Genomic DNA, 13,293 nt, shown 5'->3' with positions numbered 1-13,293 from the left:
ATTGCGCCCCCCACCGGACGCCGACCGCAGCTCGGCGCGGCTCAGCAGCCGAGCTCAGCGCCGCCGACCCCGTCCCCGGCCACCGTCGCGGCCGCCACCCCGACCGTCGTCGAACTCCCCGTCGTCCTCGCGCGGGCCCAGCAGCTCGTCCGCCAGCGTCGGCAGATCGTCGAGCGGCGTCTCCTCGGCCCAGTCCGGTCGCGGTCGCCGCCGCGAGCCGCCCTCGGCCTCGACCTGTGGCAGCTCGCGCGTACGGTCGTCCGAACCGCCGGGCTGGGCAGCAGCCGACCGCTCGTCCCGGAAGAACCCCGGCGGAACCCGGTCCGCGGGATCCTCACCCCGGACAGGAGGCAGCACCGCGGTCTCGTCCGCCGCTCCGTCAGGGCTCACCGGCGGCAGCACGGCCGTCTCGTCGGCCGCCCCCTCAGGAGCCGCCTGCGGCGACACAGCCGACTGGTCGGTCGCCACTGGCGGAACCGGAGGCTGCGGGAGTTTCGCCGTCACCTCGGACTCGGCCTCCCGGGTCCTGCGGGAGGGCCCGTCCTCGGCCCGCTCCCCCCGCACCGGCGGCAGCACCGCCGTCTCCTCCGCCGGCCCGCCCGACGCGTTCGTCGGCGCCACCACCGGTGTCGGCACCGTCGCCGCATCCGGCCCAACCGCCGGGGCCGCGGGAGAGGCCGGCTGCCGGGGGCCCGCCTGCGCGGCGGCCGCGGCCTGCTCCGCCGCCCGCCGTGCTTCTTCGGCCCGCAGCAGGGCCTCCTCGGCCTTCTGCTGCTTCTCCAGGCGCCGTGCCTCGGCCTCGGCGCGCAGCCGGGCCTCCTCCTCGGCCTGCTGGCGCCGCCGCTCCTCCTCGGCCTTCCGCCGCGCCTCGGCCTCGGCCCGCGCCTGCTCCTCCGCAAGAAGCCGCGCCCGTTCCTCCTCGGCCCGCCGGCGCGCTTCTTCCGCCCGCTGCCGGGCCTCCTCGGCCTGCCGCTCGGCCTCGCGCCGCTGCGCCTCCTCCAGCTCGCGCCGCTTGCGTTCCTCCTCCTCGGCGCGCAGCCGCGCGAGCTGCTCCTGGCGCTCGCGCTCCAGGCGCTCCTCCTCGGCCTTGCGGGCGGCTTCTTCCTCGGCCTTGCGGCGGGCCTCCTCCTCGGCCTTCCTGCGCGCCTCCTCCCGGGCCTTCAGCTCGGCCTCGGACAGCGGCAGCATCTGGTCGAGCCGGTGCCGGATGACGGTCGTGACGGCCTCGGGCTCCTGACCAGCGTCGACGACGAGGTAGCGCCCGGGGTCGGCGGCGGCCAGCGTCAGGAAACCGGACCGCACGCGCGCGTGGAACTCGGCGGGCTCCGACTCCAGCCGGTCCGGCGCCTCCGTGAACCGTTCGCGGGCGGTCTCCGGCGAGACGTCCAGCAGGACCGTCAGATGCGGGACCAGCCCGTTCGTCGCCCAGCGGGAGATCCGGGCGATCTCCGTCGGGGACAGGTCGCGGCCCGCGCCCTGGTAGGCGACGGAGGAGTCGATGTACCGGTCGGAGATCACTACCGCGCCGCGCTCCAGTGCGGGTCGTACGACCGTGTCGACGTGTTCCGCGCGGTCAGCCGCGTACAGAAGCGCCTCCGCCCGGTGCGACAGGCCCTGCGACGACACGTCCAGCAGGATCGACCGCAGCCGCTTGCCCACAGGCGTGGCCCCCGGCTCGCGGGTGAGGACGACCTCGTGGCCCTTGGACCTGATCCACTCGGCGAGCGCCTCGGCCTGGGTCGATTTGCCGGCCCCGTCGCCGCCCTCCAGGGCGATGAAGAAACCGCTCGCGGCGGGCACCTGCGCCGGGTCGTCGCCGCCGCGCAGGGCGTCCAGCAGGTCGTGGCGCAGCGGCACGCCGGAGCGGTCGTCGACCTTGGCCAGCACCAGCGCGGCCACCGGCAGCAGCAGCGCGCCGACCAGCATCAGCGTGAAGGCGGCGCCGCCGTGCGCGAACACGAACCTGCCGTTCTCCAGCCGGTGCGGTCCGATCCCGGCCGCGACGACCGGGGCGATCACGGCACCGAGGGCCACGAAGACCCGTACCACCGCGTGGAGGTGCTCCGTCATGCGCGGCCGGCGGTAGTCCTCGGCCTCCTGTTCGAGCAGCGTGTGCCCGGTGTTGGCGGCCACGCCCGCGCCCACACCGGCCACCGCGAGGATCACCAGGACGGTGGTGACGTCCGGGACGAGCCCGGCGGCGAGAAGCGCGATGCCGGTGAACGCGATCGCCAGCGACAGCAGCCGGCGCCGCGACAGCGACACGAGCACCTTCGGTGCCGTACGGATGCCGACGACCGCTCCGCCGGTCAGGGCGAGCACCGCCAGCCCGTACAGCACCGGGCCGCCGCCCAGGTCCTTGGCGTGCAGTACGCACACGGCGACCGCGGAGGCGATCGCCCCGGCGACGGCCGCGGACGCGAGCACGAGCAGCGGAACGGCCCCCGTACGGCCCTTGTCGACGCCGGTGCCCGTCCTGGGGCGGCGCAGCCCCTCGAGCGGTGACCGCGCGCGCGGGGTGCGCGTGTCGGGCAGCTCAAGCGAGGTCAGCACGGACAGGGACGCGGCGAACAGCCCGGCCGCGACGTACGAGCCGAGGGCCGCCTGGTGCTGGGCAAACCAGTCGATCCCGGCGCCCAGGAGGTTGTTGAGCAGCGCCGCGACGACCAGGGCGGCGCCCGCGAGGGGGATCGCCACGAAGTTCGTCCGCAGCGACAGGCGGCGCAGGGCGTCCATGTGGTCCGGCAGCGGGCGCACCGTGGCGCCCTCCGGGGGCGGGGCGGGCAGCAGCGCGGGCGCCGCGCTCTCCCGGCACACCGTCCAGAAGCGCTCGGCGACACCGGTCACGAAGACGGTGACCAGGAGGAAGGCCGACGCGTCGTTCGGCGTCCAGTCGATCCACAGCGGCGCGACGATCAGCAGGGCGGCCCGCACGCCGTCCGCGCCGACCATCGTCCAGCGGCGGTCGAGCGGGCCCTCCTTGGAGGTGAGCGAGGTGAGCGGTCCGAGGAGGACCGCGCCGAAGAGCAGCGTCGCCAGGATGCGGGCCCCGAATACGGTCGCCACCGCGAACGCCACGCCCCGGTAGCCACCTCCGAACGAGCCCTCGGCGATCGCCGCCTGGAGGGTGAGGACGACCAGCACCAGGAGTGCGAGGGTGTCTCCGACGCCCCCCACGAGTTGCGCGCTCCACAGCCGCTTCAACTGCGGCTGGCGCAGCAGGGCGCGGACGGCGCGCTCGCGGGAATCCGCTACCAGGGCGTCGTCGGGGGCCGGGTTGTGGGCCGTTGGCTGCTCGGCTCGCGTCATGCTTTCAGCCTATCGGCACGCACCGACAAGCAGTGGCGACCGTCCGAACGTGCGCACGCCCCGACACCAAAGTGATGCCGGGGCGTTCGTTTCGCGAACCCGGTGTGAGGAACCGGGTCCTCGCAGGACCGTTTCCCGAGGGCGACTCAGTCCGCCGCGACCTCCGGGGACCAGCCCTCCACCGCCGTGGGCTCAGTCCTCGGCCGGCTCAGTCCTCGGCCGCCTTCGAGGCCGTCGCCTTCTTCGCGGCCGTCTTCTTGGCAGTCGTCTTCTTCGCCGTCGTCTTCTTCGCGGCCGTCTTCTTCGTCGCCGCGGTCTTCTTGGCAGCCGTCGTCGTGGACGTCGTCTTCGCCGTCGTCTTCTTGGCGGCCGCCTTCTTCGCGGTCTTCTTGGCCGGTCCCTTCGCGCGCTTCTCGGCGAGCAGCTCGAAGCCACGCTCCGGGGTGATCGTCTCGACGCTGTCGCCTGAGCGGAGGGTCGCATTGGTCTCGCCGTCGGTGACGTACGGACCGAAGCGGCCGTCCTTGACGACGACGGGCTTGCCGCTGACCGGGTCCTCGCCCAGCTCCTTCAGCGGCGGCTTGGCCGCCGCGCGACCGCGCTGCTTGGGCTGGGCGTAGATCGCCTGCGCCTCCTCCAGCGTGATCGTGAAGATCTGGTCCTCGGACTGCAGCGAACGCGAGTCCGTGCCCTTCTTCAGGTACGGGCCGTAGCGGCCGTTCTGCGCGGTGATCTCCTGCCCGTCGGTGTCGGTGCCGACGACGCGCGGCAGCGACATCAGCTTCAGCGCGTCCTCCAGGGTCACCGTGTCCAGCGACATCGACTTGAACAGCGACGCCGTACGCGGCTTGACGGCGTTCTTGCCCGTCTTCGGGGTGCCCTCGGGGAGCACCTCGGTGACGTACGGGCCGTAGCGGCCGTCCCTGGCGACGATCTGGCGGCCCGTCTCCGGGTCGTTGCCCAGCACCCGCTCGCCGCTCGGCTTGGCGAGCAGCTCTTCGGCCAGCTCGACGGTCAGCTCGTCCGGTGCCAGGTCGGCCGGGATGTCGGCGCGCTGGTGGTTCTCGGAGTCCTTCTCGCCACGCTCGATGTACGGGCCGTAGCGGCCGACCCGCAGCACGATGTCGTTGCCGACGGGGAACGACGACACCTCGCGCGCGTCGATCGCGCCCAGGTCGGTCACCAGCTCCTTGAGGCCGCCGAGGTGGTCCCCGTCGCCGTTGCCGGCCTCGGCCGCGCTGCCGCTGCCGCTGGTGGGGCCCTCGCCGAAGTAGAACCGCTTCAGCCACGGCACGGCCTGGGCCTCGCCGCGCGCGATCCGGTCGAGGTCGTCCTCCATCTTGGCGGTGAAGTCGTAGTCGACGAGCCGCCCGAAGTGCTTCTCCAGGAGGTTGACCACGGCGAAGGACAGGAAGGACGGCACGAGGGCCGTGCCCTTCTTGAACACGTAGCCGCGGTCGAGGATCGTGCCGATGATCGACGCGTACGTCGACGGGCGGCCGATCTCGCGCTCTTCCAGCTCCTTGACCAGGCTGGCCTCGGTGTAGCGGGCTGGGGGCTTGGTCGCGTGGCCGTCGACCGTGATCTCCTCGGCGGTCAGCGCGTCGCCCTCGCTCACGTGCGGCAGCCGGCGCTCGCGGTCGTCCAGCTCGGCGTTCGGGTCGTCGGCGCCCTCGACGTAGGCCTTCAGGAAACCGTGGAAGGTGATCGTCTTGCCGGACGCGCTGAACTCGACGTCCCGGCCGTCGGCCGTCGTGCCGCCGATCTTCACCGTGACGGAGTTCCCGGTCGCGTCCTTCATCTGGGAGGCGACCGTCCGCTTCCAGATCAGCTCGTAGAGCTTGAACTGGTCGCCGGTCAGGCCCGTCTCGGCGGGGGTGCGGAAACGATCACCCGAGGGACGGATCGCCTCGTGCGCCTCCTGGGCGTTCTTGACCTTCGCGGCGTACGTGCGCGGTGCGTCGGGCAGGTACTCGGCGCCGTACAGCTGCGTGACCTGGGCGCGGGCGGCCGCGATGGCGGTGTCGCTCAGGGTCGTGGAGTCCGTACGCATGTACGTGATGTAGCCGTTCTCGTACAGCTTCTGCGCGATCTGCATGGTCGCCTTCGCGCCGAAGCCGAGCTTGCGGCTGGCCTCCTGCTGCAGCGTCGTCGTACGGAACGGGGCGTACGGCGAGCGGCGGTACGGCTTGGACTCGACGGACCGCACGGAGAAGCGGGTGTTCTCCAGGGCGGCGGCCAGGGCGCGGGCGTTCGCCTCGTCGAGGTGGAGGGTGTTCGCGCTCTTGAGTTGTCCGAGGGAGTCGAAGTCGCGGCCCTGTGCGACGCGCCTGCCGTCGACGGTCTGCAGGCGGGCGACCAGCGACGACGGGTCCGACGGATCCCCCGCGCGGCCGGTCGTGAAGGTGCCCGTCAGGTCCCAGTACTCAGCAGAACGAAACGCCATGCGCTCACGTTCCCGCTCCACCACGAGCCGGGTCGCGACCGACTGGACACGGCCGGCCGACAGGCGCGGCATGACCTTCTTCCACAGCACCGGCGAGACCTCGTAGCCGTAGAGACGGTCGAGGATGCGGCGGGTCTCCTGGGCGTCGACCAGCCTCTGGTTGAGCTGGCGCGGGTTGGCGACGGCCTCGCGGATCGCGTCCTTGGTGATCTCGTGGAAGACCATCCGCTTGACGGGGATCTTCGGCTTGAGCACCTCCTGCAGGTGCCAGGCGATGGCCTCGCCCTCGCGGTCCTCGTCGGTGGCGAGGAAGAGCTCGTCCGAGTCCTTCAGCAGGTCCTTGAGCTTCTTGACCTGGGCCTTCTTGTCGGCGTTGATCACGTAGATCGGCTGGAAGTCGTGTTCGACGTCCACGCCGAGGCGACGGACCTCGCCGGTGTACTTCTCGGGCACCTCAGCGGCGCCGTTGGGGAGGTCGCGGATGTGCCCGACGCTCGCTTCGACGACGTAGCCGGGGCCGAGGTAGCCCTTGATCGTCTTCGCCTTGGCAGGCGACTCGACGATGACGAGTCGGCGGCCGCCCTGTGCGGTCTCGCTGGTCGGGGACAACTTCGCTCTTCTCTCCGGTCGACGCTGGGTCTCCCCAGGCCTTGGTTTCCCGGGGTGGGGTCGTGCTGACGCTGCGGAGTGTGACGGTACATCCCGCCCCCGTGTCAAACGGGAAAAGCCCGCAACGGCCACTCGAACGGTAACCCGACTACCGCCCTTCCTGCCGCCCGGAGTGCCCACCAGCCCTTTCGGACTTATGCGGAGGGTGATCCCTCAGTTACCGAAACCGGAGTGCTGCGGCGGTTGTCACAAGTGCGTGAAGCACCACGCCCCGAGGGTCAGGGCCGCCATGGCGGCCAGGCTCGCGACGGTCGCCGATGCGATCCGGTTCACACCGAGGGCGACGGGTTCCCGGTGCCGGACCCGCACCGCCGTCCACACCAGCAATGCCGCTCCGAACAGGGCGAACACCGTCCCCGTGAAAATCGCGGACCCGATCTCCATGTACGTTCCCTCTCGTCCCGGATGCCCCGGTCCGGGAGGCTGACACCTGCGGGCGACGGCCGGGCCAACCCGCGGTGAACACGAGGCGGACAGAGGTGCGGCGCCCGCGCGGGACGACAAGAATCTCGGCTTCCACTTTTTTTCCGTTCGGCCGTCCCTCTCGGCGGACGGATGGCCGAAAAGATGGTCGGACCCGGCGGGGTCGGATGCGCGAGCCGAAGTCGACGCGAACTCGTTGCCCGGCCCGGCGCCGCCTTCCGCGCCCGTCAGCACCTCGTGGGCACTCGCCGGGACCCCGGGGCACTCGTCGGCGCGCGTCAGCACCCCGTGCGCTTGCGGCACCCCGTGGGCACTCGCCGACACCCCACGGGCACCCGTCGGCACTCGTCAGCCCGCCGTGGGCACTCGCCGGCGCTCGCCGACGCGGTCGGCCTCAGCGCACCGGTTCGAGGAACCCCTGCTCCACCAGCAGCCGGATCTGTGCGGGCGTGCGGTCGCGCAGCAGCACGGGGTCCTCGCCCACCAGCTGGGCGATGGCGTCCAGGATGCGGCCGGCGCTCAGCGTGCCGTCGCAGACGCCGGCGAAGCCCGCGCCGACCGTGTCCACCGTGGTGGCCCGGCGCATCCCTCGGTTCTGGCGCAGCACGACGTGCTCCGGGTCCTCGGCGCCGGGCAGCCCGACCTGCTCCTGCACGATCTCGGGGGCGAGCCGGAAGTGCGCGTCGAGCAGGGCCGCGTCGTCGTGTTTGCGCAGGTAGTCGAGCCGCGCGAAGTGCGCCCGCACCGTGTCGCCGAGCGGCTGCTCGACCGGGTGCGGCCACTCCTCGACGGTGACCAAGGGCACGGCGGATCCCGTCCTTCGCAGGGTGATCCAGCCGAAGCCCACGGCCTTCACCTTGCGGGCCTCGAACTCCTCCAGCCAGGCGTCGTACCGCGCCTGGTACTCCGCCGGGTCGCCGCGGTGGTCGCCGGCGTCCCTGAGCCACAGCTCCGCGTACTGCGTGACGTCCTGCACCTCGCGCTGCACGATCCAGGCGTCGCACCCGCGGGGCACCCATGACCTGAGCCTGTCCTGCCAGTCCTCCCCTGCCACGTGCTGCCAGTTGGCGAGGAACTGCGCGAACCCGCCCTCGTTCAGCCGCTCCCCCGCCTGTTGAACGAGCGTGCGGCACAGATCGTCCCCGCCCATCCCGCCGTCGCGGTAGGTGAGCCGGGCGCGCGGTGAGATCACGAAGGGCGGGTTCGACACGATCAGGTCGTACGTCTCGTCGTCCCGGAGCGGCTCGAACAGTGAGCCCTGGCGCAAATCGGCGGCCGGGGCGCCGGACAGCGCGAGGGTGAGCGCGGCGATGTGCAGCGCGCGCGGATTGACGTCGGTGGCGGTCACGCGCGTGGCGTGCTGAGCGGCGTGCAGCGCCTGGATGCCGGAGCCGGTGCCGAGGTCGAGCGCGGAGGCGACGGGCGTCCGGACGGTGATGCCCGCGAGCGTCGTGGACGCGCCGCCGACGCCCAGGACCACGCCCTCCTCGCGGCTGCCGATCCCGCCGGCGCCGCCGACCGCGCAGCCCAGGTCGGACACGATGAACCAGTCCTCGCCGTCGAGCCCGCCGTACGGCCGGACGTCCACGGTGGCGGCAAGTTCGTCGCCGCCGACGCGCACCAGCCAGCCGGTCTCCAGGCAGGCCTCGACGGGCAGGACGTCCGCCACGCGCGCGTGCGGCACGGGCTGCTGCAGCAGGAACAGCCGTACGAGCATCTCCAGCGGCGTGTCCCCGCGCGTCGCCCTGAGCGCGGGCACGGTCTCGCTGCGCGCGAGTGCCGCGTACGCGGGGGCGCCGAGCAGTTCGAGCAGTCCGTCGGCGGTGAAGGAGGCACCGAGCAGGGCGTCCCGGAGCCGGGCGGCAACGTCGGGGCGGTCGGCGGCGGGCAGTGCGGGCAGGCGGGAGTCACTCACGTCCCCCATTGTGTCGGCTCGCACCGACATCGCACGCGTGCGTGCCGTGCCCTTTTTCGGCCGGCCGAATGACCGCCCTCTCCAGGTCAGCCCTGCGTCGCCGAAGCCGACCCGGCTGCGGACTTGCAGCTCGGCTGCTGGGCCATCGCCTTTCCGACGTCGCCCTCCTCGAGGTTCTTCAGGGCGTCGTTTCCGGTCTTGCTCAGCTTGTCCAGCTGGGTGGCGATGTTCTTGAGCCCGTCGGCGAACTTCGCCTGGTCCTTGGTGTCAAGCCCGTCCACCTGCTTCTTCAAGGAGGCGTACGACGCGCCGAGGTCGTTGAGCTCCTTGACCGCGTCCTGCTGCTTCTTCTGGCCGTTGTCGACGTTGGGCGCCCCGGCCTTGTTCACGGCGGCGCCGATCGCCTTGTAGGCGTCGGACATGTCCTGGAAGGCCTGCGCGTCGGTCTTCTGGACCTCTGCCGGCGTGCTGTTGTCCGATGTCTCCTTCTGGATCGCGGCGTTGGCGGCCGCGATCTTCTTCGCCTGCGGCTGCACCGCGTCGCAGACCTGCTTGGCCCAGGTGTTCAGCGCGTCGTTCTTGTCATCTGCGCTGCTGCTGGTGCATCCCGTCAGTGCCAGTACCAGTACCGCACCGCCGGACAGTGCGGCCGCGAGCTTCTTGTTCACCGGATTGGTCCCTTCCATGGCTCTCGGCCCGGAACATACACGGGGTGTGGGCGACAACCACGGGACGAACATCCCTTAAGACCCCTCTTGCAGTCATTTGTACCAAGCGAGAGAAGGCTCACGAGCGGGGGGCACACGCACGCAGCGGGCGGGCGGCGCATGGAAAGCGCCGCCCGCCCGCCTCATGAGCTGGGCCTCGGAGGGCCGCCTACGAAACCACCGCAGGATCGGCCGACTTCGACACCCGTTCGGAGTTGTCTTCGTCACCCACGGCGATTCCGCGCCGCTTGGAGACGTACACCGCGCCGACGATGACGATCAGCGCGAGGATCGCGATCGTGATCCGTACGCCGATGCTCTTGTCGTCGCCGTAGCTGAACTTGATGACCGCGGGCGCGATGAGCAGCGACACCAGGTTCATCACCTTCAGCAGCGGGTTGATCGCGGGACCGGCGGTGTCCTTGAAGGGGTCGCCGACCGTGTCGCCGATCACCGTGGCCGCGTGGGCCTCGCTGCCCTTGCCGCCGTGGTGGCCGTCCTCGACGAGCTTCTTGGCGTTGTCCCAGGCGCCGCCGGAGTTGGCGAGGAACACCGCCATCAGCGTGCCCGTGCCGATCGCGCCCGCGAGGTAGGCGCCGAGCGCGCCGACGCCGAGCGTGAACCCGACGAAGATGGGCGCCAGGACGGCGAGCAGACCGGGCGTGGCGAGTTCGCGCAGCGCGTCCTTGGTGCAGATGTCGACGACGCGCCCGTACTCGGGCTTCTCGGTGTAGTCCATGATCCCGGGGTGCTCGCGAAACTGCCGCCGCACCTCGAAGACCACGGCACCCGCCGACCGCGACACCGCGTTGATCGCCAGCCCCGAGAAGAGAAAGACGACCGCCGCGCCCGCGATGAGGCCGACGAGGTTGTTGGGCTGCGAGATGTCCATGATCAGGGTCATCGGCGCGCCCGCGCCGGACAGCTTCTCCCCGACGTCCTGCGCACCGGTGGTGATCGCGTCGCGGTACGAGCCGAAGAGCGCCGACGCCGCCAGGACCGCGGTGGCGATGGCGATGCCCTTGGTGATGGCCTTGGTGGTGTTGCCGACGGCGTCCAGGTTGGTGAGCACCTGCGCGCCCGCGCCCTCGACGTCGCCGGACATCTCGGCGATGCCCTGCGCGTTGTCGGAGACCGGACCGAAGGTGTCCATGGCGACGATCACGCCGACCGTGGTGAGCAGGCCGGTGCCGGCCAGCGCCACCGCGAACAGCGCCAGCATGATCGACGTACCGCCGAGCAGGAACGCCCCGTACACGCCGAGGCCGATCAGCAGGGCGGTGTAGACGGCCGATTCCAGACCGAGGGAGACACCGGCCAGGACGACGGTGGCCGGGCCGGTGAGCGAGGTCTTGCCGATGTCCCGTACCGGACGCCGGTTGGTCTCGGTGAAGTAGCCGGTCAACTGCTGGATCACGGCGGCGAGCAGGATGCCGATCGCCACCGCGACCAGGGCGACGATCCGCGGATCGCCGCCCTTGCCCTTGATCGCCGCGTCGGTGAGGCCGTCGAGGTCGGCGTACGACGACGGCAGATAGGTGTAGACGGCGGCCGCGACCAGCGCCAGCGAGATCACCGCGGAGATGAAGAAGCCGCGGTTGATCGCGCTCATGCCGCTGCGGTCGGCGCGCCGCGGCGCCACCGCGAAGATGCCGATCATCGCGGTGATCACGCCGATCGCGGGCACGAGCAACGGGAAGGCGAGCCCGTCGTTGCCGAAGGCCGCCTTGCCGAGGATCAGCGCGGCTACGAGCGTGACGGCGTACGACTCGAAGAGATCCGCCGCCATACCGGCACAGTCGCCGACGTTGTCGCCCACGTTGTCGGCGATGGTCGCGGCATTGCGCGGGTCGTCCTCCGGAATGCCCTGCTCGACCTTGCCGACAAGGTCGGCGCCGACGTCGGCGGCCTTGGTGAAGATGCCGCCGCCGACACGCATGAACATCGCGATCAGCGCGGCGCCGAGGCCGAAGCCCTCGAGCACCTTCGGCGCGTCGGCCGCGTACACCAGCACCACACAGGAGGCGCCCAGCAGGCCGAGCCCCACCGTGAACATGCCGACGACGCCGCCCGTGCGGAAAGCGATCTTCATAGCTTTGTGCGAGACGGTGGTGAGATCCTTTTCCGGCTCACCCTCCGCCGGAGTCGCTTCCCGAGCCGCCGCGGCAACGCGCACATTGCTGCGTACGGCGAGCCACATGCCGATATAGCCGGTGGCCGCCGAGAACGCCGCACCGATCAGGAAGAACACCGACCGTCCGGCGCGCTGATTCCAGTCGTCCGCGGGCAGCAGCATGAGCAGGAAGAACACGACGACGGCGAATACGCCGAGCGTGCGCAGTTGCCGGGCCAGGTAGGCCTTTGCGCCTTCCTGGACCGCCGCCGCGATCTGCTTCATGCTGTCGGTGCCTTCGCCTGCCGCGAGCACCTGGCGCACCAGGACGCCGGCGACCACGAGCGCGGCCAGCGCGACGGCCGCGATGACCGCCACGATGATCCGATTGTCGTCGGTCAACACTGCGGCTGCGAAGGTTGTGGGATGGCCCAACTGATGAGGGGTAGAAAGCCCCGCCATTCGTCCTCCTTGACGCTTGGGCTGAGCTCAAGATGTGGACGGATTGTAGGTACCGGAACCTGATCAAAACAGAGGGCGGCAAACGGAATTGGCCTTCACCTGCTCCTCAGCAAATGATCGCCGGGCGGCCACGGAACCCGAAAGAGGTAATGCCCCAAAAGCATTGACGCTTGATCCATTATCGCATTGATCGTGAACGAATTCACGAAATGCGCTGCACGGCTCCACTGTAGACGCGGGCACCGACACCCCGACATGCCGAAGGGCCCTACCTACTCGGTAGGGCCCTTCGGGACTGCGGTTGAGGGAAGCCGGGTCAGGGAAGCGCCGCGGCCGGCGGTGTGGTCGGCCAGGTCATCTTGATCAACCCGCCGTGCTCCCCAGCCGAGACCTCCACGTCGTCGACGAGGCCGCTGATGACCGCGAGGCCCATCTCGTCCTCCTCGGCCTCCACGTCGTCCGGGGTGCCCGAGGCACCCCCGGCGCCGTGAGTCGCGTGCGGGGCCTCGTCACCGACCTCGATGGAGAACTGCTTCTCCTCCTCGATCAGCATCACCTTCACCGGTGCCGAGATACCGCCGCTCTGGTGCAGTCCGACGGCACGGGTACAGGCCTCGCCGACGGCGAGTCTGACCTCGTCGAGGACGGCCTCGTCCACTCCGGCCCTGCGCGCCACCGCTGCCGCCACCAGTCGGGCGGTCCGGACGTGCTCGGGCAGCGCGCTGAAGCGGAGTTCGACGGTGGCCATGCATCCCCCTCGGAGCTACGGGCGTGCTGTCGGGGGGCCGGGCCGCCGAAAGCCCGGTCCCCCGCATGAACTTCTTCCGTCCCGGGCACCGGCCCAGGGCGGCGGTCAGTCGGTGGCCGCCACCGCTTCTTCGACCGAGGTGTGGATCGGGAACACCTTGGTGAGACCGGTGATGCGGAAGATCTTGAGAATGCGCTCCTGGTTACAGACCAGGCGCAGCGAGCCCTCGTGGGCACGCACTCGCTTCAGACCGCCGACCAGCACGCCGAGACCGGTGGAGTCGAGGAAGTCCACGCCCTCCATGTCGACGACGAGGTGGAAATTCCCGTCGTTCACCAGCTCGACCAGCTGCTCGCGCAGCTTGGGCGCGGTATATACGTCGATTTCGCCACCGACCTCGACGACCGTACGATCGCCGACGGTACGGGTCGACAGGGACAGGTCCACGGATCCTCCAGCACCTTGCTATCGAGCGGTCGCCCCTCGGGCACCTCGGCTTGA

At 70.9% G+C, this 13,293-nt stretch carries 8 protein-coding genes; all 8 read right to left on the bottom strand.

The genetic code is table 11. The annotated features are described in order from the left end of the window. Positions 1-54: 54 nt before the first annotated feature. A complete protein-coding gene (gene tmk, locus ABZV31_RS21195; RefSeq protein ID WP_355895976.1) occupies positions 55-3,309 on the bottom strand; it encodes a dTMP kinase in 3,255 nt (1,084 codons plus the stop codon). A gap of 208 nt (positions 3,310-3,517) precedes the next feature. After that, a complete protein-coding gene (gene topA, locus ABZV31_RS21190) occupies positions 3,518-6,364 on the bottom strand; it encodes a type I DNA topoisomerase (protein WP_355895973.1) in 2,847 nt (948 codons plus the stop codon). Between the two features lie 246 nt (positions 6,365-6,610). Next, positions 6,611-6,808, bottom strand: a complete 198-nt coding sequence (locus ABZV31_RS21185; RefSeq protein ID WP_355895970.1) for a hypothetical protein — start codon at positions 6,806-6,808, stop codon at positions 6,611-6,613. Positions 6,809-7,241: 433 nt separating this feature from the next. Further along, positions 7,242-8,771, bottom strand: a complete 1,530-nt coding sequence (locus ABZV31_RS21180) for a class I SAM-dependent methyltransferase (protein WP_355895967.1) — start codon at positions 8,769-8,771, stop codon at positions 7,242-7,244. 77 nt (positions 8,772-8,848) lie between these two features. Then, the gene (locus ABZV31_RS21175) at positions 8,849-9,448 is read right to left on the bottom strand and encodes a small secreted protein (RefSeq protein WP_355895964.1); all 600 of its coding nucleotides are present in this window, start codon (positions 9,446-9,448) and stop codon (positions 8,849-8,851) included. Positions 9,449-9,638: 190 nt separating this feature from the next. Next, positions 9,639-12,044: a sodium-translocating pyrophosphatase gene (locus ABZV31_RS21170; RefSeq protein WP_355895963.1), complete on the bottom strand. Its 2,406-nt coding sequence runs from the start codon at positions 12,042-12,044 to the stop codon at positions 9,639-9,641. 316 nt (positions 12,045-12,360) lie between these two features. After that, the gene (locus tag ABZV31_RS21165; protein WP_355895960.1) at positions 12,361-12,792 is read right to left on the bottom strand and encodes an ATP-binding protein; all 432 of its coding nucleotides are present in this window, start codon (positions 12,790-12,792) and stop codon (positions 12,361-12,363) included. Positions 12,793-12,897: 105 nt separating this feature from the next. Next, positions 12,898-13,239: an anti-sigma factor antagonist BldG gene (gene bldG, locus ABZV31_RS21160; RefSeq protein ID WP_010986038.1), complete on the bottom strand. Its 342-nt coding sequence runs from the start codon at positions 13,237-13,239 to the stop codon at positions 12,898-12,900. Positions 13,240-13,293 lie beyond the last annotated feature (54 nt).

Source organism: Streptomyces sp. NPDC005202, from assembly GCF_040608235.1.
GTDB lineage: Bacteria > Actinomycetota > Actinomycetes > Streptomycetales > Streptomycetaceae > Streptomyces.
The sequence above is the reverse complement of the archived record's forward strand: the minus strand, read 5'-3'. Positions and strand labels throughout refer to the sequence as shown.

What these genes read in the sequence shown, in the direction of transcription:
- ABZV31_RS21170 (WP_355895963.1), bottom strand. Translation starts at nt 12,044, where the DNA reads ATGGCGGGGCTTTCTACCCCTCATCAGTTGGGCCATCCCACAACCTTC.
- ABZV31_RS21180 (WP_355895967.1), bottom strand. Translation starts at nt 8,771, where the DNA reads ATGGGGGACGTGAGTGACTCCCGCCTGCCCGCACTGCCCGCCGCCGAC.
- ABZV31_RS21185 (WP_355895970.1), bottom strand. Translation starts at nt 6,808, where the DNA reads ATGGAGATCGGGTCCGCGATTTTCACGGGGACGGTGTTCGCCCTGTTC.
- ABZV31_RS21165 (WP_355895960.1), bottom strand. Translation starts at nt 12,792, where the DNA reads ATGGCCACCGTCGAACTCCGCTTCAGCGCGCTGCCCGAGCACGTCCGG.
- ABZV31_RS21175 (WP_355895964.1), bottom strand. Translation starts at nt 9,448, where the DNA reads ATGGAAGGGACCAATCCGGTGAACAAGAAGCTCGCGGCCGCACTGTCC.
- tmk (WP_355895976.1), bottom strand. Translation starts at nt 3,309, where the DNA reads ATGACGCGAGCCGAGCAGCCAACGGCCCACAACCCGGCCCCCGACGAC.